The 25,057-nt window shown below is 54.7% G+C and carries 27 protein-coding genes and 2 tRNA genes; 12 read left to right on the forward strand and 17 right to left on the reverse strand.

Annotated elements, in window-relative coordinates; all coding sequences use genetic code 11:
* Nucleotides 1-154: 154 nt before the first annotated feature.
* The 3 genes from folE (at nt 155) to ACFQ14_RS04015 (ending at nt 2,316) form a co-directional block, all read left to right on the forward strand.
* Nucleotides 155-796 carry a GTP cyclohydrolase I FolE gene (folE, locus tag ACFQ14_RS04005; RefSeq protein ID WP_377211422.1) on the forward strand — a complete coding sequence of 214 codons (642 nt, stop codon included), beginning with the start codon at nt 155-157 and terminating at the stop codon, nt 794-796.
* Nucleotides 797-828: 32 nt separating this feature from the next.
* A complete protein-coding gene (gene hisI, locus ACFQ14_RS04010) occupies nt 829-1,260 on the forward strand; it encodes a phosphoribosyl-AMP cyclohydrolase (protein WP_377211423.1) in 432 nt (143 codons plus the stop codon).
* 114 nt (nt 1,261-1,374) lie between these two features.
* Complete coding sequence (locus ACFQ14_RS04015) at nt 1,375-2,316, forward strand: patatin-like phospholipase family protein (RefSeq protein ID WP_377212064.1); 942 nt, start codon at nt 1,375-1,377, stop codon at nt 2,314-2,316.
* On the opposite strand, the gene ACFQ14_RS04020 is transcribed toward ACFQ14_RS04015, so the two are convergent.
* The gene (locus tag ACFQ14_RS04020) at nt 2,313-3,050 is read right to left on the reverse strand and encodes a rhomboid family intramembrane serine protease (RefSeq protein WP_377211424.1); all 738 of its coding nucleotides are present in this window, start codon (nt 3,048-3,050) and stop codon (nt 2,313-2,315) included. The genes ACFQ14_RS04015 and ACFQ14_RS04020 overlap by 4 nt on opposite strands.
* Before the next feature lie 478 nt (nt 3,051-3,528).
* On the opposite strand from ACFQ14_RS04020, the gene ACFQ14_RS04025 reads away from it, so the two are divergent.
* From ACFQ14_RS04025 to ACFQ14_RS04035, 3 genes are all read left to right on the forward strand, one after another.
* On the forward strand, nt 3,529-4,239 hold the full coding sequence (locus tag ACFQ14_RS04025; RefSeq protein ID WP_377211425.1) for a PAS domain-containing protein: 711 nt from the start codon (nt 3,529-3,531) through the stop codon (nt 4,237-4,239).
* Nucleotides 4,240-4,439: 200 nt separating this feature from the next.
* Nucleotides 4,440-4,958, forward strand: a complete 519-nt coding sequence (locus ACFQ14_RS04030) for a PilZ domain-containing protein (protein ID WP_377211426.1) — start codon at nt 4,440-4,442, stop codon at nt 4,956-4,958.
* Between the two features lie 224 nt (nt 4,959-5,182).
* A complete protein-coding gene (locus ACFQ14_RS04035) occupies nt 5,183-5,785 on the forward strand; it encodes a transglutaminase-like cysteine peptidase (RefSeq protein ID WP_377212065.1) in 603 nt (200 codons plus the stop codon).
* Nucleotides 5,786-5,920: 135 nt separating this feature from the next.
* Here ACFQ14_RS04035 and ACFQ14_RS04040 read toward each other — a convergent pair whose 3' ends face one another.
* Nucleotides 5,921-6,463, reverse strand: a complete 543-nt coding sequence (locus ACFQ14_RS04040; protein ID WP_377212066.1) for a gamma carbonic anhydrase family protein — start codon at nt 6,461-6,463, stop codon at nt 5,921-5,923.
* Nucleotides 6,464-6,546: 83 nt separating this feature from the next.
* Between ACFQ14_RS04040 and ACFQ14_RS04045 the strand changes: the two genes are divergently transcribed.
* Nucleotides 6,547-7,260 carry a hypothetical protein gene (locus ACFQ14_RS04045; protein WP_377211427.1) on the forward strand — a complete coding sequence of 238 codons (714 nt, stop codon included), beginning with the start codon at nt 6,547-6,549 and terminating at the stop codon, nt 7,258-7,260.
* Here the strand turns inward: ACFQ14_RS04045 and ACFQ14_RS04050 are convergent.
* On the reverse strand, nt 7,257-7,673 hold the full coding sequence (locus ACFQ14_RS04050; RefSeq protein ID WP_377211428.1) for a DUF3126 family protein: 417 nt from the start codon (nt 7,671-7,673) through the stop codon (nt 7,257-7,259). The genes ACFQ14_RS04045 and ACFQ14_RS04050 overlap by 4 nt on opposite strands.
* A gap of 39 nt (nt 7,674-7,712) precedes the next feature.
* Nucleotides 7,713-8,552: a serine O-acetyltransferase gene (gene cysE / locus ACFQ14_RS04055; protein ID WP_377211429.1), complete on the reverse strand. Its 840-nt coding sequence runs from the start codon at nt 8,550-8,552 to the stop codon at nt 7,713-7,715.
* Between the two features lie 125 nt (nt 8,553-8,677).
* Between cysE and ACFQ14_RS04060 the strand changes: the two genes are divergently transcribed.
* Nucleotides 8,678-9,442, forward strand: coding sequence for an enoyl-CoA hydratase-related protein (locus ACFQ14_RS04060; RefSeq protein ID WP_377211430.1), 765 nt, complete (start codon nt 8,678-8,680; stop codon nt 9,440-9,442).
* Here ACFQ14_RS04060 and ACFQ14_RS04065 read toward each other — a convergent pair.
* Nucleotides 9,439-10,320, reverse strand: a complete 882-nt coding sequence (locus ACFQ14_RS04065; protein WP_377211431.1) for an alpha/beta fold hydrolase — start codon at nt 10,318-10,320, stop codon at nt 9,439-9,441. The genes ACFQ14_RS04060 and ACFQ14_RS04065 overlap by 4 nt on opposite strands.
* Complete coding sequence (locus ACFQ14_RS04070; protein ID WP_377211432.1) at nt 10,320-11,081, reverse strand: alpha/beta fold hydrolase; 762 nt, start codon at nt 11,079-11,081, stop codon at nt 10,320-10,322. Before ACFQ14_RS04070 ends, ACFQ14_RS04065 begins: the two co-directional genes overlap by 1 nt.
* Nucleotides 11,082-11,294: 213 nt before the next feature.
* Between ACFQ14_RS04070 and ACFQ14_RS04075 the strand changes: the two genes are divergently transcribed.
* Both ACFQ14_RS04075 and ACFQ14_RS04080 read left to right on the forward strand, forming a co-directional pair.
* Entirely contained in the window at nt 11,295-11,543 is a 249-nt protein-coding gene (locus ACFQ14_RS04075; protein WP_377211433.1) for a zinc-finger domain-containing protein, read from the forward strand.
* 6 nt (nt 11,544-11,549) lie between these two features.
* A complete protein-coding gene (locus ACFQ14_RS04080; protein WP_377211434.1) occupies nt 11,550-12,764 on the forward strand; it encodes an FAD-dependent monooxygenase in 1,215 nt (404 codons plus the stop codon).
* On the opposite strand, the gene ACFQ14_RS04085 is transcribed toward ACFQ14_RS04080, so the two are convergent.
* From ACFQ14_RS04085 to ACFQ14_RS04110, 6 genes are all read right to left on the reverse strand, one after another.
* A complete protein-coding gene (locus ACFQ14_RS04085) occupies nt 12,737-13,423 on the reverse strand; it encodes a TIGR02117 family protein (protein ID WP_377211435.1) in 687 nt (228 codons plus the stop codon). The two genes, ACFQ14_RS04080 and ACFQ14_RS04085, sit on opposite strands and share 28 nt — an antisense overlap.
* A 59-nt stretch (nt 13,424-13,482) precedes the next feature.
* Nucleotides 13,483-14,232 carry an amino acid ABC transporter ATP-binding protein gene (locus ACFQ14_RS04090; protein ID WP_377212067.1) on the reverse strand — a complete coding sequence of 250 codons (750 nt, stop codon included), beginning with the start codon at nt 14,230-14,232 and terminating at the stop codon, nt 13,483-13,485.
* A 963-nt stretch (nt 14,233-15,195) separates the two neighbouring features.
* Nucleotides 15,196-16,494 carry an amino acid ABC transporter permease gene (locus ACFQ14_RS04095; RefSeq protein ID WP_377211436.1) on the reverse strand — a complete coding sequence of 433 codons (1,299 nt, stop codon included), beginning with the start codon at nt 16,492-16,494 and terminating at the stop codon, nt 15,196-15,198.
* A gap of 4 nt (nt 16,495-16,498) precedes the next feature.
* Nucleotides 16,499-17,701 carry an amino acid ABC transporter permease gene (locus ACFQ14_RS04100; protein WP_377211437.1) on the reverse strand — a complete coding sequence of 401 codons (1,203 nt, stop codon included), beginning with the start codon at nt 17,699-17,701 and terminating at the stop codon, nt 16,499-16,501.
* A 239-nt stretch (nt 17,702-17,940) separates the two neighbouring features.
* Nucleotides 17,941-18,963: an amino acid ABC transporter substrate-binding protein gene (locus ACFQ14_RS04105; RefSeq protein ID WP_377211438.1), complete on the reverse strand. Its 1,023-nt coding sequence runs from the start codon at nt 18,961-18,963 to the stop codon at nt 17,941-17,943.
* Between the two features lie 341 nt (nt 18,964-19,304).
* Nucleotides 19,305-19,955: a phosphatase PAP2 family protein gene (locus tag ACFQ14_RS04110; RefSeq protein WP_377211439.1), complete on the reverse strand. Its 651-nt coding sequence runs from the start codon at nt 19,953-19,955 to the stop codon at nt 19,305-19,307.
* 290 nt (nt 19,956-20,245) lie between these two features.
* On the opposite strand from ACFQ14_RS04110, the gene ACFQ14_RS04115 reads away from it, so the two are divergent.
* On the forward strand, nt 20,246-21,469 hold the full coding sequence (locus ACFQ14_RS04115; RefSeq protein WP_377211440.1) for an FAD-binding domain-containing protein: 1,224 nt from the start codon (nt 20,246-20,248) through the stop codon (nt 21,467-21,469).
* Nucleotides 21,470-21,483: 14 nt separating this feature from the next.
* Here ACFQ14_RS04115 and ACFQ14_RS04120 read toward each other — a convergent pair.
* From ACFQ14_RS04120 to ACFQ14_RS04140, 5 genes are all read right to left on the reverse strand, one after another.
* A tRNA-Arg gene (locus tag ACFQ14_RS04120) sits at nt 21,484-21,560 on the reverse strand.
* Nucleotides 21,561-21,727: 167 nt separating this feature from the next.
* Nucleotides 21,728-22,033 carry an ETC complex I subunit gene (locus tag ACFQ14_RS04125; RefSeq protein WP_377211441.1) on the reverse strand — a complete coding sequence of 102 codons (306 nt, stop codon included), beginning with the start codon at nt 22,031-22,033 and terminating at the stop codon, nt 21,728-21,730.
* A 64-nt stretch (nt 22,034-22,097) separates the two neighbouring features.
* A tRNA-Pro gene (locus ACFQ14_RS04130) sits at nt 22,098-22,174 on the reverse strand.
* Nucleotides 22,175-22,254: 80 nt separating this feature from the next.
* A complete protein-coding gene (locus tag ACFQ14_RS04135; protein WP_377211442.1) occupies nt 22,255-22,713 on the reverse strand; it encodes a DUF192 domain-containing protein in 459 nt (152 codons plus the stop codon).
* A 96-nt stretch (nt 22,714-22,809) separates the two neighbouring features.
* Nucleotides 22,810-23,373 carry a cold-shock protein gene (locus ACFQ14_RS04140; protein WP_377212068.1) on the reverse strand — a complete coding sequence of 188 codons (564 nt, stop codon included), beginning with the start codon at nt 23,371-23,373 and terminating at the stop codon, nt 22,810-22,812.
* Nucleotides 23,374-23,953: 580 nt separating this feature from the next.
* On the opposite strand from ACFQ14_RS04140, the gene ACFQ14_RS04145 reads away from it, so the two are divergent.
* Nucleotides 23,954-24,826, forward strand: a complete 873-nt coding sequence (locus ACFQ14_RS04145) for a YcbK family protein (protein ID WP_377211443.1) — start codon at nt 23,954-23,956, stop codon at nt 24,824-24,826.
* Nucleotides 24,827-25,057: the final 231 nt, after the last annotated feature.

The following is a 25,057-nucleotide window of genomic DNA, read 5'->3' on the forward strand; positions in this document are numbered from 1 at the left end:
TTTCCAATCGGGAAAGTGTCGCGCCGGTCACCGTGCCGAAAGGCCCCGGAACCAAAGACAAGTCCAAGAACGGTCCGCAATCGGATCACGGGAGTTCGTTGGGTGGCTTGGCTGGTTCGTGGATCGTAATGTTCGCAACACGTCAGGATATCCAATGGATGAGATCGTCGACAAAGCAGCCCTCACGGCTGCATCAAAACCTACCCCCAATGCACAATTGAAGCGACCAACGAGAGAGCAAGCGGAAGCAGCCGTGCGGACGCTCTTGCTTTGGTCAGGCGATGATCCATCCCGCGAGGGCTTGCTGGACACGCCCAAGCGCGTGGCGAAGGCCTATAGCGAGCTGTTTGAAGGCTATGGCCAAGACCCACACGAGGTTTTGGGCCGCACATTCGAGGAAGTCGCGGGCTATGACGACATGGTCGTCGTGCGCGATATCGAATTTCACTCACATTGCGAGCACCACATGGTGCCAATTATCGGCCGTGCCCATGTTGGTTACCTGCCGGATGGACGGGTGCTTGGTCTTTCCAAAATTGCGCGCGTGGTCGATATTTTCGCCCGCCGCCTGCAAACGCAGGAAAGCATGACCGCACAAGTGGCAGACGCCATTCAGGAAAGCCTTGAGCCACGCGGCGTTGCCGTGATGATTGAGGCCGAGCACATGTGCATGGCCATGCGCGGCATCCGCAAACAAGGCTCCACGACGCTAACGACTACGTTTACCGGCGCTTTCCGCGATGAGCCCGCCGAACAGATGCACTTCATGTCTTTGGTCAACAGCGCTAAGAAGTAGCCGCAGGCACTCTTATCCGAGACAGTTCCATTATGGGCGACACCAATGCGAATGAGCGCGAAGAGGGCACCGCTCTCCTTCCACGCTTTGATAAAGAAGGCTTGGTGACGGCAATAGTTGTTGATTCAACGTCGCTCGAACCACTGATGCTCGCACACATGAACGCCGAAGCTCTGGAGCGTACGTTACAGACGGGGGAAGCGCATTTCTGGAGCAGATCGCGTAGCAAACTTTGGCATAAGGGTGCGACTTCGGGAAACGTGCTTAAAGTTGAGGAAATTCGCATTGACTGCGATCAGGACGCCTTGTGGGTATCCGTTGCAATCGAAGGCCATGGTGCAGCATGTCATACGGGCCGAAAGTCCTGCTTTTATCGTCGTTTGGTGTCGGACGAATCCGGGGCAAGGCTGGAACCAACGGGTGATGCGCCGCTTTTCGACCCGAAAGATGTTTACGATAAATGACGGATTAATCTCCGTTTCATAGAATATTACACAAATTGTCTCATTATGGCTTCATGCGAGGAATGAACCATGATGTTCGCGTTCAAAGAGGCGCTCAGCGTGCCGGAAACGGAAATGACAGACACACCTACAGCGCCTGCAGCGCCGCTGCAGCAGGACACTAGACGCGGCATTGCACTTGCCCTCGGCGGAGGAGCAGCCCGCGGCTGGTCTCATATCGGTGTCATTCGTGCATTGGACGAAGCGAAAATTCCCATCAAAATGATTGCAGGCACTTCCATCGGTGCGATGGTTGGTGGTTGTTATTTGGCTGGCAAGCTGGACGAGTTGGAAGACTTCGCCCGCAATCTCACGCCGCGTCGGATTATCGGATTTCTCGATCTCAGCCTGCGCGGCTCTGGTCTCATTTCCGGGGTGAAGCTGGCAGAGCGCATGGAGCACCATATCGGCTTGGTGCGGATTGAAGATCTTGACCGCCCGCTGGTTTGTGTCGCAACGGAAATCAGCACGGGCCACGAAATCTGGCTGACGCAAGGACCGCTGATTGACGCTATGCGCGCGTCATACGCCCTGCCCGGCATCTTCGAGCCGGTGAAGCTGAACGGCCGCACGCTGGTCGATGGTGCTTTGGTCAATCCCGTTCCAGTGCCGGTCTGCCGTGCGTTTGAAGCTGATGCGGTTGTGGCAGTGAATTTGTCGTCAGATATTTACGGACGAGGAACAGTTGTCCGCGATGGCCACAGCCAGCCTTCAGACAAGGGCAAAGCGTTCAGCAACGATCTTGCAGATCATGGCATCGGCAAGGGGCCATTTGCCCGCGTGGGCAAAGCGATGGGCATTAGCGGCGTCATGGTTGAAGCCTACAACATCATCCAAGACCGGATCGCCCGCTCGCGGTTGGCAGGCGATCCGCCTGATATGTCGATCATTCCAGCGGTCAGTTCTATCGGTTTAGCGGAGTTCCACAGGGCTGACGAGGCGATCGAAGCTGGCTACCGCGCAGCACAATTCGAAATCGATCGCTTGCTGGAATTGGCGAATTCGCACCCGGCTTAAGACAAATACGTTCTGCGCTGGCCAACAGGGTCAAACGGCGCAAAAGCGAGCAGGCCAAACAAAAACCCTCCCATATGAGCCTCCCAGGCAATCTGGCCTTCAACGCCCGGCATTGGCACGACACCCGCGCCAAAAAGCCAATTGAAGGCGAACCAGATCACGACGAAAATCAAAATTCCGGGGTTCGACAAAGACTGCAACAGTGACATTGAAGGCCGCATCGCGCCGCTGCGTGGATCGTTGGGAGCAAAGCCAAAGCGAACGGCAGCCCCCATACAGGCGGATACGGCACCCGATGCCCCAATCACAGGCGATGCGCTGGTAGCATTAAACGCGAAATGCGCCAAAGCAGATGCTGCCGTCGACAGGACCAAGAATGTGAAAAACCGGGCGGTGCCGAAACGGCGAGCAACGGCGGAACCAAACGCGGCAAACCAGATTAGATTTGCGATCAGGTGGACCCAATCTCCGTGCAGGAAGAAATAGGAAACCGGGCTCCAAAATCGTGTAAGCGGCTCCAACAGTTCTGAAGGGCTGACCCAATAGGCGGCGGGTATGAAGGCAAACATTTCGATTACCCAAAAATATGTCGGCCGCGATAAAAACTGACTGATCGCGTGAACAGCGATCAATGCAAGCGATACGACCAGAACCGATGTCGGCAGATTGAAAGCCGGTTCATTTGGCTTCTCTTGTGTCTCAGTTGGTTCATCGTGCGGGAATTGTTGGTTCATATCGGTCTCAACTCGAGCGCTTTGAGCCACATTTAGCTATCGTGATGGTCAGGCCAAGGCCACACGCCCAATTGAAGGAAAAAAAAAGCCCGGTGCACTGGAGCACCGGGCTGCTTGTCGGTCACACTTCCCCGTCCCCCGACAGGAAAAAGGTGCCAAGCATAGGCTTGCGAAACGTGCGCCGTGCGCTGTTCCGCGAATTTGCCGGAGCGCGGTAAGGAAGCGCATCTCCGTGGAGTTCCCTCAAACCTTAACCAAATATTACCCCGTCGTGCAACGCAAACGCGCCATTAAGGTTAAAATCCGTAAACGAACTGCACGCTTACCTAATCCCCTGCTCTGCCATGGTTTGGCACGGTGCCTGCAAAGCTGGTGGCACAACGGCCTGCACGAGGCTTGAAGTGTTCCAGAAAGGGACATTCCAGCTCTCCTGTCCGCCGCAAAGCCAAAACGAGACAGCGAAAGCAGGACATCACCCATGAGACACGACAAAACCCGCAAGATGCAGGACTACTGGATGCAATTGTGGCTTGAAGCCGGGATGAAGCGCGACGGGCTGGGCCGTTCGATCTGGCCTGAGCGGCAAGCAGTGCAGCCTATGCATTGTCCTGAATTGCTGGGCGATATGTTCATTCTCGACATAACCAATGGCGCAGAAAGCTATCGCCTGGCGGGAACGCGGCTTTGCGCCATGATGGGGCGGGAACTTAAAGACGAACCGTTCAGTGCCAATTTTGATGATGCGGACCAGCGTGCCGCTGAAAGCTGGGCCACAGGTTTGGCTGACGATGATTATCTGGTTCTGATCTGTTCAGACGGGGTGTCGGCTGATGGGCGCGTTGTGCCACTGGAAACGCTGATGATGCCGCTCAACCACAACGGGCAGCGCGGCGAGCGCGTGCTCGGCATCACTGTGCCCTTGGAAATGCCCGCTTGGTTGCTTTCACAGCGGTTGGAGAGGCAAACAATTCGCTCCGTACGCATCTTGCGCCCTTGGGAATTAAAGCCCGCAGCAGAGCAGAATGACTTTGCCGCACTCGGGGTTCAATCGCCGGAATTCTCCAACGATTTCGACACACCGTCCTCCATAACGCCTATCAATCCCGCAAATGAACCGCTGATTGATGAAAACGGTGCCGTGCGTGGTGCACCGTTTCTGCGGGTATTGGAAGGCGGTCGTGGCGGCTGACAAAAGGTTAACGCAGATGTGAACTCCTGATCGCATCCGCAGAGAATATTTTAACAGACATGCTGCATTGTGCTCTCACGAACGTTGAGACCATCGGGGCACAAATGACATTTCAAGGACAGTCAGCGCAGGCAACACCGCTTTCACATCCGGAACGGCGGGCATGGGACCGTATCCCGCTTTCAGTTTTTGGACGTTGTATGTTCCAAAACAAACTGGAGGTGCCCTGCCAGACGATCAATATTTCGCCGGGAGATACGGCAGTGATCGCCTCTCACATGCCGCGCGTTGGCGAAGAGGTGATCATCTATCTTGACAATATTGGCCGTGTGAACGGCCCAGTTGTTCGATTGTTCGAAGGCGGCTTTGCCATGACCTTCGACATGACGATGCGGGCGCGTGAAAAGATGGTTGGTAAAATTGTCTGGTGTCAGGAGAACGCAGAATTCGGAACCGAAAACCAGCGTCGTCATGATCGTGTTGTCCCGAGACAAACGATTTCAGAAATGCGGCTTGATGACGGACGGGCCTATGCCATTGAGATTATCGACATTTCACTTTCCGGTGCTGCCGTACGCAGCGCAGTGCGGCCGGCACTCGGCGCGAAAGTTATGGTTGGTGGCATGCAGGGCAAAGTTGTTCGTCATTTTGATGAAGGCATTGCGATCGAATTCGTCACGCTTCAAGAAAACAATGCGATAGTGAACCGCTTCGTCTAACGCAGACCGCCGAGTTTTACCCAACCAAGCCCGCCCTGCTTTCGCTCGGCGGGCTTTTTTTGCGAACTGCTTTGATGTGTAAACAATGTGTGAATTTGTTCGTGACAATTTAAATCAACATTGTTGAAAAAACACCTAAAAACAATGCGCTAGACTTTCTTTATCCTCAAGGTGAAGCTGTTATAGATATTCCTGTCACGGGGAGAAATGACATGCTGACGACAATTAAAAAAATAGGGGCGGCTTTGATCGTCCTGGCAGCAAGCCAAACTGGGGAATTGAGTTCTAACGAAGCGCACGCTGCAAAGGCTGCGCACATGACGACGGCTGGGCGCAGCCTGCGGCCCATTGGGCACGCGATGTTCTGCCAGCAGTTGCCACGCGAGTGCGAAGTGCGCACTGATGATGATACAGCGCCAACTTTAACCAGAAGCAAGTGGCGGAAAATGGTATTGGTCAACGCACGGGTGAACTCCGCCGTGCAGCCGGTCACCGATCAGGAATACTATGGTGTCGAAGAGCACTGGACCTATCCCGACAAATTCGGTGATTGCGAAGACTACGTGTTGCTAAAGCGCCATATGCTGATGCAGCAGGGTTTTCCCCCATCCAGTTTGCTAATCACAGTGGTGCTGCAACCCAATGGTGACGGCCACGCTGTGCTTACCGTGCGGACGGATCGCGGCGACTACATTCTTGATAATCTCGAAGGCAAAGTGAAAGCCTGGAATGAAACGCCATACAAATATCTGAAGCGTCAATCGACAAAACACTCGGGCAAGTGGATCAATATCCGCGACAATCGCCGGAAGGTAGCTTCAAACTAACATAAGCACCTCACACGAAATCGACGGAACCATCCGACGACGCCATTGATCTGGTCGCGTCTCACTTCCCCGTCCCCAACGAGACCAGATCATTTGGGCCGGTCCTGCTCCCCGCAGGCCGGCCCTTCTTTTGCGCTAATCAATGCGTTTCAAGCCTTTGGAAAAGCGCTTCGCATTAGCAGCATAGTGTGCCGCGCTGGCCGACAGCATATTGCGTGCTGCGTCATCCAGCTCGCGCACCACCTTGCCGGGCCTGCCGATAACCAGCGAATTATCAGGAATTTCCTTGCCCTCCGAGACCAGAGAACCAGCAGCGATGAGGCAATTCTTGCCGATTTTCGCACCGTTCATCACCATTGCCCCCATGCCAACCAGTGAATTGTCGCCAATCATGCAGCCGTGCAGCGTGGCCTGGTGTCCAATCGTACAGTCTTTGCCGACGATCAACGGGAACCCTTCATCCGTGTGACAAACAGCGAGATCCTGCACATTACTGCGCTCACCAATATGAATAAGTTCCGTATCGCCCCGCAAGACCGCGCCAAACCAGACCGACGCGCCTTCATCCATAAGCACTTTGCCGATAATGTTTGCATCTGGCGCAACCCAGCACATTTCGCCCGGTAATTTGGAACCTGCGAATTGAGGGTGATGATTGTCGAGTTGATAGATCGGCATGAGAAACGTCTTTCTTGAAATGTGATCGTCATCGTCGGATTGCGCGTTGACGTTAGGTGGCTGCAATGATTTGAGCTTTTAACATGAAAAAGCCTGTTCAGAACCCACAGCCTCCCATGCCGCGCTGGCTCACGCAAACGCTGGTTGTTGCCAGTTTTGCCGTTTTGACGGGTTTGGGCGCTTGGAGCTTGGTTACTTGGTATCGCTCCAATACCGTGCCTCTGCCTTACACAACCGATACGGCTCTACGGGAGTTTTCTATCGCGGATGAGAGTGTTCGGGTGCCCGCAAACATCGTGCAGTTGAGCAGCGCAAACGTGCGGCAGAACATCGGGCAATTGGACCTGACATTGCTTTGGCCTGGTTTGGTAGGTTTCTCACAGGAAAACCGTGATCTGTTCCTCACCGAAGCCGGCGCACGTTCTTTGATCTTTGCGGCGGTGGAAAAACGCGGCAACCCAGCGGACATGACGAACAGATTAGAGAACGTCTATGTGCCACTTTTTGATGGTACGCCTAGCGATGGGCCGGCAGGACTGACGTTTCAAAAGCTCAAAGCCGGTGTCGGGTATGATGGCGAGCAATTGGCGATCTACGCGGGCGACGATGGAGTATGGGCTGCGCGTTGCCAACTGGAATCCCCAAACGGGCCGCAAGTGACCACATGCCTGCGCGATTTCCATGTCGGGAATAACCTGGTGGTTCGATACCGCTTTGCGACCGAGTTGTTGTCTCAATGGCGTGAAATTGAAACCGCTATGCGCGAAGCGGCACTTAAATGGGTAGCCCAGCCCTAGGCGCTAGCCGTATCGTCCATATCAAGATCGATATCGAGGATTGCCATGTTGAAAACCTGCATCCCGTCTTGACTGCCCTCGTCGTCGTAAAGAACGCCGAGAAATTCATCGCCTTTGTAGATTTCAGCCGAGTCCTGCTTATTGGATCGGGCGCGAACTTCCACATCTTGAGCGTTGAATATCTCTTTGAAATAAGCGTTCAACTCGTCGCTAGGTTGATCGGGAATATCCTTTGAAAACGAATAGCTGGTTTCGCCCTCGTCAACGTCCTTGTCGATCCGCGCAAAGAAGCTCTGGCCAATGGCGACAAGCGCCTGCTCGTCGTCTTCAGGATGCAACAGCACCATCAATTCCCGCTCGTTGAAAAGTTTAGCGAGATAGGCCGTTAGGCTGTCGATTTCCGATTGCTCCACGGGGCAGTTCCTTGATGGTTTTGTACGTGCGGCAGCCTCTTACGCGCTGTCTTTGTCTTCGGCAAGGATTTGGTTCATCGAACGGGATGGGGAAGCGCAACCAGCCACGCCGACAACCCGAGCCGGAACACCCGCGACTGTGGTCTTGGGGGGAACAGGTTTGAGAACAAGTGACCCCGCAGCAACACGCGAACAATTGCCGATGTTTATGTTGCCCAGAATTTTCGCGCCCGCACCAAGAAGCACACCATCTCCCACTTTCGGATGACGGTCACCATCTTCCTTGCCGGTGCCACCTAATGTTACGCTGTGCAGGATGGAAACATCGTTGCCCACACGTGCTGTTGCACCCACCACAAGCCCAGTGGCGTGATCGACAAATATCCCCCGGCCAAACTCGGCTTGCGGATTGATATCACACTGGAATGTCTCGCTCATGCGACTTTGCAGATAGAGCGCAAAGTCGCGACGGCCCTGTTTCCAAAGCCAGTTGGCAAGACGATGGGTTTGGATCGCCTGAAAGCCTTTGAAATACAGGATCGGTTCGATAAATCGCGTGCAAGCAGGATCGCGCTCGTAGAAGGCGGCGATGTCGGTGCGTAACACTTCAGCCCATTCCGGCCAATCCGCCGCCATTGCATTGAAGGCTGCGCGTATCGTGTTGCCCGAAAAATCGCTCTGGTGCAGCCGTTCGCAAATGCGGTGAATGACCACCTCCTCTAACGTCGATTTGTTGAGCACGTTGGCATGAATGAAGCTCGTCATCGTTGCGTCGTTTGCAACAATTTCTTTCGCTTCATCGCGCAATGCCTGCCAAAGCGGGTTCAGATAGACCACTTCGTTGTGCTGATTGCTGCCCAGTTCTTCGGGGTTTGCCATAGTGTCATCCTCCAGCGACGTTTAGCGCGGTTCGATTAACATAGGTCATGGCTTGCCGCAGTTAAACCTCTGGTGCAAACAAATCAGCGTGGGTAAGGGACGCAGGCAAAACGGTAGTTTCAGCGATGGCGGAAATCAAAAAACGCACAAAAAACAACGTCGGGTGGTTGATTTTGGCCAATCCGGCACGCCACAACGCGCTGACGCAACATGCGTGGGAAGCCATACCGCCTGCACTTGCAGAGATGGTGGACGAAGGCACGAGAGCCATCATCATCATGGGCGAGGGCGCAAGTTTCTGTGCGGGTGCCGATATTTCCGAGTTTGACACCGTGCGCAAGGATGCGGCCAGCGCAGCGGTTTATGAAAAAGCCAATGCCGATGCGTTTGCCGCTATCGGCAAGGTTTCGGTTCCGACCATCGCGGCCATAGACGGCTATTGCCTCGGCGGCGGGTTCGGCATCGCCTGCGCTTGCGATCTGCGGTTGGCAACAAGCGAGGCAACTTTTGGCGTGCCTGCCGCGCGATTGGGGCTGGCTTATCCAGTCGAAGCAATGGCCGATATCGTGGCCGCTGTTGGCACACAAAACGCAAAGCACCTGCTGTTCACAGCTCGTCGTTATGACGCAGCACACATGAAGGCAATCGGTTTTCTCCTGAACATCGTTGCCCAGGAAAACCTGGCAAAAGAAGCAGAAGCGATGGCGGTAGAAATTGCAGCTCTCGCGCCGCTCACACATGCTGCTACGAAAGCAGCAATCGACGCTGCCCAATCGCTCAATTCCAGCGCCGCTGACGCATTGGGCAACGTGACCTTTTCGAGCCAGGACTACGCCGAGGGTCGTGCCGCGTTTCGCGAAAAGCGCCCTGCCCGATTTACAGGACGCTAGATTACTTCGCGCTTTAGAAAGTCAATGACCGCGTTGGCAAACACATCGTTGCGGTCTCCAGCAACCATATGGCCTGCATCCGTGACGTCCACAAAGCGTGCGTGAGGCACCAATTCCTGAAATTCCTTGGCCGCAGCCTCTGTCACCAGTTCTGAGCGGCTGCCACGGATGAGCAGCGTCGGCGCCGTGATCTGACGACAGGCTTCCTGCAATACAGCGCCGCGCGTTTCACGGCCCTTATTTATGGGATGCGGGCCATCGATAAAAGCAGGATCCCAGTGCCAGTAAAAACGACCGTCTTCACGTTGGCGCAGGTTTTTACGCAGGCCATCAAGAGACTTTGGACGCGGACGGTCTGGTAGATAGATCGCGATAGCATCTGCAGCTTCTTCGACCGAATTAAACCCTTCATGCATTTTTTCGGCCATAAAGCCCTGAATTCTATCAACGCCCGATGGCAACATGGTCGGTGTGATGTCGACGAAAATTTGTGCCGAAAATACGCTTGGTCCCGCCGCCTTCACCGCCATCATGCCGGATAGGCCACCCAGTGATGCGCCTATCAAGATGGGGCGTGTACCAAAGCGTTGTGCCAGATGGTCGGATAGCGCGACCGTATCGGCCTGATAGCCTTCGATTGAATAGTCTTTGCTTTGCACCCAATCACTATCGCCATGGCCGCGTGCGTCCATAGTGATGGAGGCAATACCCAAGTGTGCAAGCTGCTTTGCCGCGCCGCGCCATGAATGGCGGGTTTGACCGCCGCCGTGCAGAAACAATGCAGGCGGAGCGCTGTTGTCTTGTTGAGGCGGCTCATAGAGATCACCGATCAGATTGTTGCCCTCTGCCCCCGTGAATTTGATCTTTTGCCGTTCCATCAGCCCGCACCTTTGAGAAAATCGAGCGCTGCATCTTTGAAAGGCTGCGCACCGGTCGCCTTCATATGATCCAATCCCGGTAAAGACACAGCCTTAGCTCCGGGAATGAGGTCGGCCAACACCTGCGGTGACCCACCAACATCATCATCTTCCCCGACGGCCACCAGAACTGGTGTCTCAATTTTTGCCACATCGCCCTCGGTTATCCGCTGGCGCGAGGGGCGAATGCAGGCGGCGAGTGCCATGCGGTCGCTGCCAGTTGCATCCGCAAATTTACGGAACATTTTCCCACCAGGGTCGGCGATTGTGTCCGGTTCATCGGTCTCCAGCGCGGCTGCGATATTTTCGTAATTGCCAGGAGGCGCCACAAGCCGTGCGCCCATGCCGCCAAAAATGGCCTTCGTGACCCGCTCCCCGTGGTGCATACAAAGCCAAGCGGTGATGCGAGCGCCCATAGAATAACCCATGACCGCGCAACGTTGGATGCCAAGATGATCCAGCAAATCGGCCGCGTCACGGGCAAAAATATCGGGACCGTATTGATGCGGCTCGTAGAACTTCTCGCTTTCACCGTGCCCGCGATTGTCCAGAGCTATGCAGCGATAGCCTGCTTCGTTGAGAACTTTGACCCAGTTTGTGCCGATCCAATTGACCCGCGCGTTTGAAGCGAAACCGTGGATCAACACAATGGGCTTGCCCTCACCAATATCGTAATAGGCGATGCGGGCGTGTGGCAGCTTAGCGATGTTAGGTTGGTTCACTCTCGTCCCCTGCCCGTCAACATTTCCCGACAGACCTATGTGAATTCGTACTCCTTTTTGCGAGATTGTGCGGCTTGCGGCAAGGCACGATATTTTGTCGCTCGGTTTGACGGCCAAAAGTGCACTGATGCTTTGCAAAGCGTTAGCAAAACGCTAATCCATAGGCACAGAATTGGTGCGCGCTCGGCGGGCAATAGGCGAAAGACAGACCAGATGGCAAAAGCGATTATTCCCCATTTTCACAACGATGCCGGTGTTCCAAAAATTTCGGTCGGCGTTAGGGAATTCATGTGCGTTGGCGCGACGCAGCCCTACGATCATCCCCACGTTTATCTTGATATGGGCGACGAGGGCGAAAAGGTCTGCCCTTACTGTTCAACGCTGTACGTGTTTGACAAAGCACTCGGTGCAAGTGAGAGCGTTCCAGAAAATTGTCTCTTGGTAACTGAGGAAGACGCCTAGCGGCTTATGGCTCTTCACGGAACGCAACGGCGCACAATCGCTATCTCCGGCGGTGGCATTGCAGGGCTAACGGCAGCGCTGGCTCTTCAAGCCAAGGGATTTCGCGCTATCGTTTTGGAGCGGCATGAGGAGATGCCCCATCAGGGTGCTGGCATTCAGATTTCGCCCAACGCACTTCATATCCTCGACCGACTTGGCGTGGGTCGCCGCGTGCGCGAGGCGGCGACAGCGCCAGAAGCCATTATTATACGCGATGCATATTCAGGCGATGAGTTGACGCGATTCGTTCTTGGTGAACGCTTCACCAAGCGCCACGGCCTGCCCTATCTCGTGATACATCGCGCTGATTTGCTTCAAGCTCTTTTGGTTGAATGCAAGAACGGTAGCGATATCGACATCCGCATGGGCTCGCAGGTGCGTGATTGCGCCCCCCATAGCAACGGCGTCACGCTGCTGGCAGAGCGCGCTGGCGAAATGCAGGAACTGCCTGCCGCGGCACTGGTAGGTGCCGATGGAGCGTGGTCAACTACCCGCTCGTTCGTTGAAAGCGCGCGCGCCCCCAAAGCCACAGGCTATGTGGCCTGGCGAGCACTGATTCCTATGGATCGGGTTCCGGCAGGTGTGGATCGGTCGAATACCGGCCTTTGGCTTAGCCCGAAGGCCCATTTGGTTCACTATCCAATTCGCCAAGGTCAGTTTCTAAACATCATATGCGTACTGCGCCAAAAGCCGGTTGGACAGCCCAACCGAGGCTGGATGAAAGGGCAGACAGACACTCCACCCCTTGATGTGCCGAAAGGCTGGAATGACGACCTTCAAAACTTGCTATCACAGACCATGATGTGGGGAGGCTGGCCGCTTAATGCCGCGCAGCGCGTGACCAGCATGGGCCAAGGACCGATTGCTCTGATGGGAGACGCTGCGCACGCTATGGTGCCGTTTGCAGCGCAAGGTGGTGCTTGTGCCATTGAAGATGCAGCGGTTCTGGCTCAGTGTTTTGCACAATCGGCGGACGATCTGCCACGTGGAGTGGCAGCTTACTCAACCGCTCGCGTAAAACGGGCCAATAAGGTATGCGATCTTGCCCGCAAGAATGGACGCATCTACCACCTGCAAGGGTCGTTAGCCCAAGCGCGAAATTTCGTGATGGGACGCATGAGCCAAGAAAGGCTGCAAAAACGCATGGATTGGCTCTATGGTTGGCGGGAGAGTAATTCCTGATTGTGGGCTTTGATCGACGTGATCAGTGAATGGGTGGTCGGTGTCCAACGACCAAGAATGAAGCCAGTTTCGACAAGGACATCGCGGACCCACTGGTTGCACGGGTAGAAAATGTTGAAATGCCCTGCCCCTTCGAAAAAGGCATCGTTTGGGCCGATGGTTGCGCCTGGAAGCAAACGCGGCTTGCCTACAGTGCCATTTGAAAATCCTCGCTCAATGGCCAACAGAAGCCTTTCCATCGCGGCAGTGCTCAAATTAATCGACACAACCGTTTCATCGCTTTTGATCTGACCATAACCCACAACGCGCATCACGGAATTGTCGCCTGTCACTGCGGTGAAAACCGCGGCCGGTTCAATATCGGCGTAAGTGCCCGCGGTCGTGTAGAAAGCCTGTGAACCCCAGCCAAAAACAAGATTTCGGAGATTGGGATTTTCCAACGGAACAGGCGTTTCGCGCAAGAATGCAAACCGCTCCAACACTTCCGGCGTCGCTTCAACAGCGATGTCTGTGTGAAGCAGGCCCGTGAGCAAATGTATGCGGTGCGTTTTCGCCCCAATGTCCGCGTGCGGCGTTGTGGGCCAAACAGCATAGGCACCGATCCATGCAGCAAAAAGATAGACAGCTGGAACGGCGATGATGCCTGCGCACAACTTCACAAATGGCTTCAAGATGCGCATGAGTTTGCGATGCCGCTCTTTTCCGATTGCCTTGTCGTCTAGTGCAGGATCTGGCTCAAGAATTCTTTGGTGCGCTCATGCTTCGGGTTGTCGAAGAACTCAGCTGGCTCGTTCTGCTCAACGATCTGGCCCGCATCCATGAAAATGACGCGGTTGGCAACTTCGCGAGCAAAACCCATTTCATGGGTCACGCAGATCATGGTCATGCCCTCTTCAGCAAGGCCCACCATCGTATCCAGAACTTCCTTGATCATTTCCGGATCGAGCGCCGACGTTGGCTCATCAAACAGCATGATACGCGGATTCATGCAAAGCGAACGGGCAATCGCAACACGCTGCTGCTGTCCGCCGGACAATTGACCGGGATATTTAAGCGCCTGCTCAGGAATTTTCACGCGCTCAAGATAGTGCATCGCGACCTCTTCCGCTTCTTTTCGCGGCATTTTGCGAACCCAAATTGGGGCCAGCGTGCAGTTCTCAAGGATGGTGAGATGCGGAAAGAGATTGAAGTGCTGGAACACCATGCCAACCTCACGGCGCACTTCGTCAATCTTTTTCAGATCGGACGTAAGCTCTATGCCATCGACTACAATCTGACCACGCTGGTGCTCTTCCAGACGGTTGATGCAGCGGATCATCGTGGATTTGCCAGAGCCTGAAGGCCCGGCGACCACGATGCGCTCACCGCGCATGACTTTAAGGTTGATATCGCGAAGCACGTGGAAATCGCCGTACCACTTATTCATCCGGTTGATGTCGATCGCCACGTCCGTGGTGGATATCTGCATTTTCGCTGCTGCCGAAGCTGAGGCCGGTTGAGCCGCCAACTTTGCCGATGCCATGACTGGCTCGCGTTTTGCGTCCGATGCACCGCCAGCGACTACAGCAGCACCTGTCAGCGCCGCTACGCCAGCGGTTGCGGCAGTCTTTTTAGTAGAACGGCTTGCTGATGGCACAGACCGGCGCGTGTCTGAACTGGCAGGCTTCGCCGTTGTTTTCTTCTGGGGAGCCTTTTTCAGTTTGGTTGGCTCAGATTTTGATTTGGCCGAGGCGGTTTTGGCTTTTGCTGGAGTAGCCTTCGCTTTGGCAGTTTCCGTCTTGGCGGACGCGCTCTTGGCTCTGGATGGTTTTTTCGCAGATGACGTCTTTGTCTTTGCCTTGGCAGTAGATGCCTTGCTCGCTGTCGATTTGCTCGCTGCTGGCTTTGTTGCAGATGCCTTTGTAACGGTTTTCTTCGCAGCAGTCGCTTTCGGAGACGCTTTGCTGGCCGCAGGTTTAGCAGCGGCGGTCTTCGCCGGAGCTTTCTTAGCAACAGCTTTTTTCGCACCGCTCGCCTTAGAGGCTGCAGCTTTGGCGGCTGCTTTCTCGCTTGCTTTTTTGGCTGCGGCTTCGGCTTTTTGTTGATCGCGCATCAATTGCTTGGCTTGGCGCACCCATTGGTCACGCTCAATTCGGCCAGAAAAATTGAGATGGCCGTTCACATATGCAATTTCCTGTCCACGCCATTCGGCCACTTGGCGGTATGTCCACACGCCCATTCCGTTGAGCTTCTTTGCCAATTGCGGACCGATGCCAGAAATCTTTGTCAGATCATCCAGTTTACTGGGTTTTGCTATCCGCTTGGGTGCCTGGCCTGCGATCTTGCGCACTTCGGCAACAGCGCGCTTTTGCGCGGTTGCTCGACGGGCAGCCGCCAGTTTTGAAATCGCAGCACGGTTTTTTGAATTGGGAGGAGTTGCCATTGGAGACCCTTAATTACGGTGGCCAGTGTCGAGCTTGCGCTCGAAATACATGGAATAACGCGACATCATGAAACAGAAAACGAAGAACACGAGCCCGATGAAGAGCGGCAGTTCCCAGATAATTCCGTTCCAGTCGGAAGACGAACGAATGGGCTGCATGATGCCGATCGGGTCCAGCAGACCGATGATCGACACCAGCGTTGTGTCCTTGAACAAACCGATGAACGTGTTGACGATGCCCGGAATGGAAATCTTCAACGCCTGCGGCAGCACGATCAGCTGTGTAGCCTGCGAGTAGTTCAAGCCCAATGCGTCTGCAGCTTCGTATTGACCGCGGGGGAGCGCCGCCAGACCGCCACGGATCACTTCCGCCATATAGGCAGAGGCAAACAGCGTCACCATAATGATGACCCGAAGCATGAGGTCGAAATTCGTGCCGGGCGGCAGGAAGTAATTAAGCAGCGTCGACGCAACGAAAAGCAACGTGATCAGCGGCACACCGCGAATAAATTCGATGAAGCCAACACACAGCATCTTCACCACCGGCATATCCGACTTGCGGCCAAGCGCGAGAAGAATGCCAATGGGCAACGACATGGCGATGCCGGTAACACCAATTATGAAAGTCAGCATAAAGCCGCCGAATTTCGACGTCTCGACCGGTTCAAGGCTGATAAGCGGAATGTTGCCTGCAAGCGCGCCCATCAGCGGGCCATGAGCCGCGTAAAAATAGATCAGCAGCGTAAGGAACGCCACGAGCATCGCCAACGGGTTGCTCATGAATTTCGACAAGGCATTGAACATCAACGCGCAGCCTATCACGGCCAGCATGACCAAGATTACTGTCCAGACTGAGCCACCCCAGAGCAGCCAGAACGCAAGCAACGGGAACAACATGGAGAAATACAGCATCTTGCGCGGGAGATTGTCGTGCAGGACTGGCGCTATAGCGACAAACATTAGGAAAAACGTCAAGATCGGTCGCCAATAAAGCTCGCCGGGATAGAAGCCGAAGAGCAATTGGTTGAACCGTTCGGTAATGACCGCGAAACAAGCGCCGCTATCTATTTCACGGCACTGGCGGATGCTGTCAGCAATCCAAACTGAATCAAAGACCAGCCACGGCAGTATTTTCATAAGGCCGTATACGATCAAGAACCCACAAATGATTGTCAGAATACTATCTCGCGGCGTGGCAAAAAGATTTTCCCTCACCCAAGCCTGCCAGCCCAACGCTTCTGACGGCGGTGGCGAGGGCGGAATATCCTTGGTCGCGACAAAGGCGATTTCGTTGCGGGTGTCGGTCATGGTCTCAACGCTCCTTCAGGGCGACGGCGTTGTTGTAGACGTTCATCGCGCCGGATATCAGCAACGAGACGACAAGATAGAAGCCCATAAGCAAAAGCAGACATTCCATCTCCTTACCCGTTTGGTTGAGCGTGATACCGCCCAGAGTCCCGGTCACATCCATGTAACCCACCGCGATGGCAAGCGACGAGTTCTTCGTCAAATTGAGATATTGCGAAATGAGCGGCGGGATAATGATGCGCAGCGCTTGAGGCAGAATGACGAGGTTCATTGTACGCTTGGGTGGAAGGCCGAGAGAATAAGCCGCCTCCGTCTGCCCATTTGAAATGGCCTGAATGCCAGCGCGGACGTTTTCCGCAATGAACGCGGCAGTGTAAAGCGACAGGCCCAGCCAAAGCGCCATGAACGAGTTGCGAATGAACAGTCCGCCTTGGAAGTTAAAACCCTGCAGCGTTGGGTATTCCACACCGATTGGACGCCCCAGAATGAAGAACATCAAGATGGTGGGAATGAAGAAAATGCCCAGAGAGATCGGTAGGATGGGCACGATTTCGCCTGTTGCCGCCTGCCGCGCATACGCCCAGCGACGGAAGACGAACATGCCGACGATGCTTGCGATCAGCACCAACCCCAAAATCCAAGCGGTATCCCCCCAAACGGGCGAAGGAATATAGAATCCCCGGTTCGTGGGAACCAAGCCGCCGCCAAGCAATGTTGGTGCTTGGCGTGGCGAAGGCAAAGCTGCGGAAAAGGCTGTGCTGAACACAAGGATCCACAGCAGCACCGGCACGTTCCGGAAACCTTCAATATAGATGAGCATCAGCCGGGCAACGAGCCAGTTTTTCGAAAGCCGTGCAACGCCGATCAAAACGCCGAGGAACGTTGCCAGAAGGCAGCCCAAAAAGGCGATGACCAACGTGTTGAGAATGCCGACAACCGCTGCTTTCCAGTGTGGAGAGCGTGATGTGTATTCTATCAAACGCTGGTTGATGTCGTAAGAGGCCGGATCCCACAGGAAGCTGAAGGAGAACTCTTTACCCTGAGTAGCGAAATTGCTGACCACATTGTCGACAAGCCACGCGATTGCGAGAAACAACAAGATGAACGTGATCGCTTGCAGTGTATAGGCGCGGTAGCGCTTGTCGTAGATAAGCTGCGAGAGGCGGAATGGCTCGTGCGGTTCTGCGTCGAAATCGGCAGCTGTCATCGAGTTTATCCCCTTTGGACAGGCGCACAGGAAAACCTCGGCGCCGAAACTGTAACTTGTCGAGGGAGGCTTCGGCTTGGCGGTGCGTGCGGGATCGCCGCTCGTCTTTGCCCTGCTCCGTCAATTCCCTGAATTTTATACCATGTCGGAGCGCGTTAGGCTCCCAAGGCCCCATACAAAATTGGCCCCATGCAAAATCGGCGCCGGGGATGACCGGCGCCGATGAAGCAGTTTGTCGATTAACGCAGTGGTGGCGCGTACATCAAGCCACCGTTAGTGTAGAGAGCGTTCAAGCCGCGCTCCAGACCAACTGGTGTGTCTTTGCCGATGAAACGCTCAAAGATTTCACCGTAGTTGCCGCCGGCTTTGATGGCGTTCAACGCCCAATCTTTGCCGAGGCCGAGCATTGCGCCGTATTCACCTTCGGTGCCGAGCATGCGCGCTACTTCTGGGTCTTTCGTGGACGTCATCATCTCGTCAACGTTAGCCTGCGTTACGCCTTTCTCTTCAGCGATAAGCAGAACGTGGCGCACCCATTTGGCAATGTCTGCCCACTGGTCGTCACCGTGACGTACGAGTGGTGCGAGCGGCTCTTTGGAGATAATTTCTGGCAGGATGATATGCTCAGAAGCATCAGCGAAAGCAGCGCGTGTAGCGGCAAGACCGGAAGCGTCTGTCGTGTAGACGTCGCAAGCGTTGGCGAGGTATTTTTCCTGCGCTTCAGCATTGGTTTCGATTGGCACTGGCTCGTAGTTCATGTTGTTGGCGCGGAAGTAGTCGGCCAGGTTGAGCTCAGTCGTTGTACCGGTTTGAATGCAGATCGTTGCGCCGGATAGGCTAAGGGCGGAATTCACACCAAGCGACTTGCGGACCATAAAGCCCTGACCGTCGTAGTAGTTTGGCTCAGCGAACGTGAACTTGAGGTCCACATCGCGAGAGAAAGTGTTGGTCGTGTTACGAGCCAGCACGTCAACTTCGCCGGAAGCCAGCGCGGTGAAACGTGTTTTACCGGTGGTTGGCGTAAATTTGACAGCGTTTGCGTCTCCGAAGATTGCAGCAGCCATGGCGCGGCAGAAAGCTGGGTCGAAACCTTGCCAGTCGCCATTCTCGTCGGTGAATGCGAAACCTGGAACGCCGGTGGAGACACCGCATTGCAGGAAGCCTTTTGCTTTAACATCATCGAGAGTTGCAGCGGAAGCAGCGGTGGATACCGTTGCCAATGCTGCGGCGCCGAGCGCGATAGATACGATTTTGGTTTTCATTGGGAAGCAGCCTTTTCTGTTGCCCTAATCACTTGAACTTCTCGTTGAAGAACAGTGCTGCCAGCCCCAAAAGACATTTCGCCAAGCGAAGACACATATGCCCCTTCACTTGCCGTCCTCCCAGACTGCCAAAACGCGCTCGATTGCTCCTCATAGTGGAAGCGTGATCTTTACGACCTGTTTGCGCGCCAAGGAGCGCACCGCTCTTCGACGTGCCGAATACATGATATTCTTACGTTCAGGTCAAGGGTTAGCCGAAGAGTGAGCCGTTTTAGAGCAACTTGATGAGTTGAAAAATTTGTCGCATTCGCCCACTGCATCACCGGCCGACTGCAAAAGCATCACCGATGACGCTGCGGCCAGAAAGTCTGGCCAGCGGCAAACAACAGGCCGCGGCGCTTCAAATAATGAGCAATCAACAAGGTCACAACAGCGCCCCAAGCAAGCCCTCCAATAACATCCGAGGGATAGTGCGCGCCCAGCACAACACGGCTGACGCCCCCTAGCGCACCAATTGCAAGAAACACCCATTTATATTTGGGCATGACCAAAGCGAGCGCGACCATCATCGCGCCGAAAACCGCTGAATGACCTGAAGGAAAGCTGGCAAATCCGGAGTCAAAACGTGCAAAATCAAAGTGCAGCGGTCCCAATGCGTCCATGTGACGGGGCCGCGCTCGACCAATGAGGTTTTTGATCAAACTGGCACCGCCACCCGCAAAACCGACGCTAAACAGAACAAAATTCGCGTCTGCATAGAGGCCAAACCGCTCTCTAATAGTCGAAAAGCCTCGAACCGGCCAATAATTGCAGGCCAAGTAAACGGCTAACGGCACACCGATCAGCATCACCCAAAGCAATTTGCCGACGTTTGTGAAGTACCAAAACGTGATCGCGAACGTGGGGAAATCTTCCCTGAACTGTCTTGCTGCCTCCACTGCAGCCACATCGAAAAATAAAACGCACATCGCGACCATCGCGAGGACGATCATCGAAAATCCTGTCAATTTTGGTGCCAAGTGTGCATCGCCCCGATCCAATCTGGCAGGCCTAGACAAAGTGGCGACCAGGCGCTTTACCGTGGGCCAGAGGCGTGCAAGCGAAAATGATGGGGAATGCCGCAAGTCTTTCCCCCTTGGCTGGCTCAACCGCATTTCGGCCTCTTGCCTAAAGTGTGTCAGTGATTGGCGCAAACGTGTTTCGCAATTCCGGTATTTTGTCACATTTTTGTTATCGCCGAAGCGTTCTAACAGCGCTGACGACGCAAGCAATTGGAATATTCATGTCTGACCAGTCATCCCCAGCCATCCGATTCTCATCCGCCACCCGCGAAGAAGCCCTGGGTCGCGTGGATGGGTTTGCCCATTCCATGGGCAGTGTTTACGCCCGCAGCCGCAACGACGATCTTGGACCTGAAGACCGACACAACGTCTCTTGTCTGTCGCCTTATGTGCGGCATCGACTGGTGCTGGAGGAGGAATTGGTGGCTCGAGCGCTTGCCGACCACGGCCCGCAAAGGGCCGAGAAATTCATCCAGGAAGTCGTTTGGCGCACTTATTGGAAGGGCTGGCTAGAACAACGGCCAAGCGTTTGGGCCGACTATACAGTCAGCCGTAGTGCGGTGTGGGATAATGTAATTCAAAACAAGCCTTTGCTGGCTCATTATGACAAAGCGATTCAAGGAGGCACCGGCATCGCGTGTTTCGATTTCTGGGCCAACGAACTGGTTGCAACCAATTATCTACACAATCACGCGCGTATGTGGTTCGCTTCCATTTGGATTTTCACGCTGAAACTGCCGTGGGAATTAGGAGCGGACTTTTTCCTGCGCCATTTGATTGACGGAGATGCAGCGTCCAACACGCTGTCGTGGCGGTGGGTTGGCGGACTGCACACGGCGGGCAAAACCTATCTGGCGCGGGCCGACAACATTGAGCAGTGCACAGGTGGGCGCTTTTCGCCAAAACCCGGCGATCTCGCCGATGTGGCCCTTCCTTTAGGAGAGGTGGACCACCCTGCCCGCACTCCGATCCCGCATCTGTTGCCTGTGGAAAAAGGCCTAAAGACAGGTTTGCTGATCACCGCAGATGATTGCACGCCCGAAAATATCTTGGACGGCTTGGATGTTGCCAGTGTGGCTGCTTTGCCATTGGCTGATACACGAAGCGAGTTGGATACGGCACGGGCGGTAACGGAATTTGAGCATGCCGCTTTAACAGATGCACTCTCGCGCAACCGCGGCGAAATGCTGAAACAGCCTGCGGATGTTCTCGATTGGGCCAAGCGCAATGGTTTGCAACAGATTGTATCCCCCGCAATCCCAGTCGGCTGGAGCCGCGATGCGATGGCTTCTGTGATCGCGGAACTGAACGATGAGGGCATCGTCTGGCGCGAAATTCGCCGCTCTTGGGACGACGCCATATGGCCTCACGCCACTGCGGGGTTCTTCAAAGTGAAAAAACAGATCCCGCGTGTGCTTGAAGACTTTTTCGACGTGAAAAGCTAAGCGGAAGGGCTGGATGGCGAACCCGGCAGGATTCGAACCTGCGACCGTCGGCTTAGAAGGCCGGTGCTCTATCCAGCTGAGCTACGGGTCCGTTTGTCTTGTCGTGCCGTTAGTGGAAACAAGTAGCTGAATTTCAGCTTCCTGTTCTCCGTTGTAAACAGCTTGGCCGAATTAAACGCAGAACATCAAGACGTGAGCCGATAGACACCAAAGATCCTGAAAATTCAAGAATGAAATCCGCCCGAACCGCTAACGGGTTCAGTGTGTCCACGGCACCTTGCGGTCATGGCGGAAGTTGTCCGAATAGGAAACGGCGCGACGGCGAGGCTCTTTCGGTTCACGCACGGTGTATTCAATGTTGTTGCGCTCCGCGTACGCAATCGCGTCTTCTTTGGTATCGAATTTCATGCGAACCTGTGCCAGCGGGTCGGAAGACGAAGTGTATCCCATCAGCGGCTCAATGGTTTTGCGCGATTGTGGTTCATATTCCAAAACCCAATAGTGCGTTTTTCCCTTGCCGGACTGCATGGCTGTTTTGGCTGGGCGAAAAATGCGTGCGCGCATGGGTGGTCTTGAAGCTCCACAGTGATGCGATGAGATAACCGCACCAAATAGTCTATCGCTGCGATGGTCGGGGCGGCAAGATTCGAACTTGCGACCCCCTGGTCCCAAACCAGGTGCGCTACCAGACTGCGCCACGCCCCGAACTTTCGCTCAGCGATGGGCATCGTTTAGACAAATGCGCAAACGACCGCAAGCGCGAAATCGCCCTAAGATGCACTCGATTAGTTGGAAGTGACAAACCACGGGTGACGGAACAACATTCCAGGCTTCAATCCTTTTTCCTCTGCCTGCCCTGCGTTGATTTCCAACACATAGCGAACTGGCTCGCCGGAACCGACTATTTCTTCCGATTCAGGTGTTGTATTGCTCTCGATGCGGGCAATGGTGCCATCTTCCCGGATGAAAATCATGTCGAGCGAGATGAAGGTGTTCTTCATCCACATCGCTATAGGACGCGTCTGTTCAAAGCGGAACAGCATGCCTTTATCGGCGTCCATCTGTTTGCGGAACATGAGGCCTTTAGCGCGGCTTTCTGCGTCCGAGGCAAGTTCGATCTGCCATGTCTGGCTGCCCTTTGCCGTTTGCACACTGATTGTGTGCATTGGCGAGCCACTTTTGGCTCCCGCAGGTTGTGCTGCAATGGTGAAAAGAGCGAAAAAGCATAGGAATACGAAACGCATCAGTTTGCCCCATATTGGAATCCAAACGGTAATAGCAAACCGCCATGACACAACGATGGCAGAAAATGCATTTCCAAAAACACACGTATAATCAGCCTAGTGGCTGTTAGGCGTTCCCGTTGCCCGGTCTGGCAGGATTTCTGCGGCCATCAGACCTTTATCGCCGTTGCCGAAGCGAACCATCACGTATTGGCCAGGACGCAGTTCGGTAAGTCCGTAGCGGCGTAAAGTTTCCATATGCACGAAAATGTCTTCCGTTCCCTCGCCACGGCTTAAAAAGCCAAAACCCTTGGTGCGGTTGAACCACTTCACCTCGGCGCGGACTAAATCGCTTGTGGGCTGAACTTCAACATGGGTGCGGGCTGGTGGCATCTGCGATGGGTGAATGGCGGTGGAATTGTCCATCGAAAGAACCCGGAACGCTTGCAAACCACGCGACTTACGAACGACTTCGCAAACGATGCGCGCGCCTTCAAGCGCTGTTTGATACCCATCATCACGCAGGCACGATACATGCAGCAGAACATCCGGCAAATCTTCGTCCGGCACCACAAAGCCGAAGCCTTTTGATACGTCAAACCATTTAATTGCGCCTGCTACCTCAAAGACTTCTGCATTGAGTCCATCTTCAGCGCCCGTAGCTACACCGGTGGTGCGCATGTCGTCGTGCGCCGCTTCTTTGCCAGTGGTAAATTGATCGTCCCGGTTGGAATCGCCAGCCATCTTAATTCCCAAACTCCTCGCCTCCCCCTCAAAAAGCCGTCGCCTCGGCATAGGGATGGTACTGCGGCCTCTCACAAGGCCAAGAATTGGCCTTTCGGCCCATAGGTGGAGCCGTCAAACGAAACGCCTCCTCACCGCAGACAATAAATGAGCGCTCCCCCAAGCGAAGCGTTGCCGTGCGTTGATTCGTTCGAAATATACCACTTATGGCCGCAAGCACTGCAAGGCACTCAGGGCAGATTTCCTTGAACAACTTGGAATGTTGGAAAGTGCGCCATATTCGCACCATTTTTCCAATTCAAACGCCAAAAGTCGGGACTGGACAAAGCGCGGCGGGTTTTGCAAAAGACAACCGCGCGTCGACCCTTCAGTGATTTATGCACGCGCTAAATGGTAGGCTGGACCCAAAAGCATGGTTCGGTTTCTCCGGGGAGCCTCAATGACGTCCGCCGCCAGGTCTCTATTCAAAGTGAACAGACAAACGTCGCGGGCTCGATCCTTAACGAGACTTGCGCCTTTGGCTCTTGCCTTGGTGTTGGGCGGTTGCGTGGCAGCGCAAAATGGGGATGGTGCCGACATTACGGCGGGGCTCGCTCCAGACACCAACTCAAACGTTACCGAGACATCAAATGAGGCCGCCACGCCAAAGGCCGATGTTCCCAACCCCGACGATGCAGCAACCACTGCTCTCGCCCCATCCAGCAAAGCCAAACCTGCCGCCGCCGCAACCGAAGCAGCGGCGACAAGCAATGCATCCAGCGAGGATGAGCCACCAAAGTCTCTGTTTGCTGCACTTTCTCAAGCCAATGGTGCAAAGCCCGCAACGAAGACGAGTACTCGCCGCCCAAAAGCCCCTATCAGCCAAAATTCGAGCCGAAAGCGCGTTATCGTGCGCCGCAAGGGGGAGCCGAACGGCCTGCCAGGTGTTCGCAAGAAAACAACAATTTTCGGAATTGTCACCGACGAAACCGGTAACGAAGATCTCGATGAGCCGGTTGAAGTCGCCAGCCTACCCAGCCAGACACGGCGCGGTAACTTTGGTTTAAAGCTACAAACCGCGAGTGTTCGCGTCCACTGCTTCCCCCGCGAACTGGTGCGCATTCTCAAGCGCGTGGAGCGCAAATTTGGCCGCACGCCCGTTGTGACATCAGGCTACCGCAGCCCCGCCAAAAACCGCCGTGTACGCGGCGCGCGAAATTCCGTCCATCTAACGTGCAAAGCAGCAGATATTCAGGTGCCGGGCGTCAGCAAATGGACGCTCGCACGGTATTTGCGCAGAGTTCCCGGCCGCGGCGGCGTGGGCACATATTGCCACACAAATTCCGTGCATATTGATGTAGGCAAAAAGCGAGACTGGAACTGGCGCTGCCGCAGAAAGCGGCGGAGTTAAAGTTGGATGGAAGGCTTGTCTTTAAGCCATTTTCCACCGCCAAATTTCACCGATTGCGCGCACAGTATTCTCCGTAAAACACATTACCGCTTCTTCCGGTTGCGCCTTTGTAAATGGCAGACTTTTGTCTTTGATCCATCGGCATTTTTGCGCCAGCGACACCCCGGATTTTTGGGGCGACCATTATGGATGATGTAACGGCCACGTTTCTTTCGGTTGAACGTTTGGTTG

Origin of the sequence: Pseudahrensia aquimaris, from assembly GCF_042676045.1 — a bacterium.
Classification (GTDB): domain Bacteria; phylum Pseudomonadota; class Alphaproteobacteria; order Rhizobiales; family Rhizobiaceae; genus Pseudahrensia; species Pseudahrensia aquimaris.

Bases quoted from the DNA above. Each gene is read 5' to 3' on its own strand.
- folE (WP_377211422.1), top strand. From the start codon at position 155: ATGGATGAGATCGTCGACAAAGCAGCCCTCACGGCTGCATCAAAACCT.
- hisI (WP_377211423.1), top strand. From the start codon at position 829: ATGGGCGACACCAATGCGAATGAGCGCGAAGAGGGCACCGCTCTCCTT.
- ACFQ14_RS04015 (WP_377212064.1), top strand. From the start codon at position 1,375: ATGACAGACACACCTACAGCGCCTGCAGCGCCGCTGCAGCAGGACACT.
- ACFQ14_RS04020 (WP_377211424.1), bottom strand. From the start codon at position 3,050: ATGAACCAACAATTCCCGCACGATGAACCAACTGAGACACAAGAGAAG.
- ACFQ14_RS04025 (WP_377211425.1), top strand. From the start codon at position 3,529: ATGAGACACGACAAAACCCGCAAGATGCAGGACTACTGGATGCAATTG.
- ACFQ14_RS04030 (WP_377211426.1), top strand. From the start codon at position 4,440: ATGTTCCAAAACAAACTGGAGGTGCCCTGCCAGACGATCAATATTTCG.
- ACFQ14_RS04040 (WP_377212066.1), bottom strand. From the start codon at position 6,463: ATGCCGATCTATCAACTCGACAATCATCACCCTCAATTCGCAGGTTCC.
- ACFQ14_RS04045 (WP_377211427.1), top strand. From the start codon at position 6,547: ATGAAAAAGCCTGTTCAGAACCCACAGCCTCCCATGCCGCGCTGGCTC.
- cysE (WP_377211429.1), bottom strand. From the start codon at position 8,552: ATGGCAAACCCCGAAGAACTGGGCAGCAATCAGCACAACGAAGTGGTC.
- ACFQ14_RS04060 (WP_377211430.1), top strand. From the start codon at position 8,678: ATGGCGGAAATCAAAAAACGCACAAAAAACAACGTCGGGTGGTTGATT.
- ACFQ14_RS04065 (WP_377211431.1), bottom strand. From the start codon at position 10,320: ATGGAACGGCAAAAGATCAAATTCACGGGGGCAGAGGGCAACAATCTG.
- ACFQ14_RS04075 (WP_377211433.1), top strand. From the start codon at position 11,295: ATGGCAAAAGCGATTATTCCCCATTTTCACAACGATGCCGGTGTTCCA.
- ACFQ14_RS04080 (WP_377211434.1), top strand. From the start codon at position 11,550: ATGGCTCTTCACGGAACGCAACGGCGCACAATCGCTATCTCCGGCGGT.
- ACFQ14_RS04090 (WP_377212067.1), bottom strand. From the start codon at position 14,232: ATGCAGATATCCACCACGGACGTGGCGATCGACATCAACCGGATGAAT.
- ACFQ14_RS04095 (WP_377211436.1), bottom strand. From the start codon at position 16,494: ATGACCGACACCCGCAACGAAATCGCCTTTGTCGCGACCAAGGATATT.
- ACFQ14_RS04100 (WP_377211437.1), bottom strand. From the start codon at position 17,701: ATGACAGCTGCCGATTTCGACGCAGAACCGCACGAGCCATTCCGCCTC.
- ACFQ14_RS04105 (WP_377211438.1), bottom strand. From the start codon at position 18,963: ATGAAAACCAAAATCGTATCTATCGCGCTCGGCGCCGCAGCATTGGCA.
- ACFQ14_RS04110 (WP_377211439.1), bottom strand. From the start codon at position 19,955: ATGATCGTCCTCGCGATGGTCGCGATGTGCGTTTTATTTTTCGATGTG.
- ACFQ14_RS04115 (WP_377211440.1), top strand. From the start codon at position 20,246: ATGTCTGACCAGTCATCCCCAGCCATCCGATTCTCATCCGCCACCCGC.
- ACFQ14_RS04125 (WP_377211441.1), bottom strand. From the start codon at position 22,033: ATGCGCGCACGCATTTTTCGCCCAGCCAAAACAGCCATGCAGTCCGGC.
- ACFQ14_RS04135 (WP_377211442.1), bottom strand. From the start codon at position 22,713: ATGCGTTTCGTATTCCTATGCTTTTTCGCTCTTTTCACCATTGCAGCA.
- ACFQ14_RS04140 (WP_377212068.1), bottom strand. From the start codon at position 23,373: ATGCGCACCACCGGTGTAGCTACGGGCGCTGAAGATGGACTCAATGCA.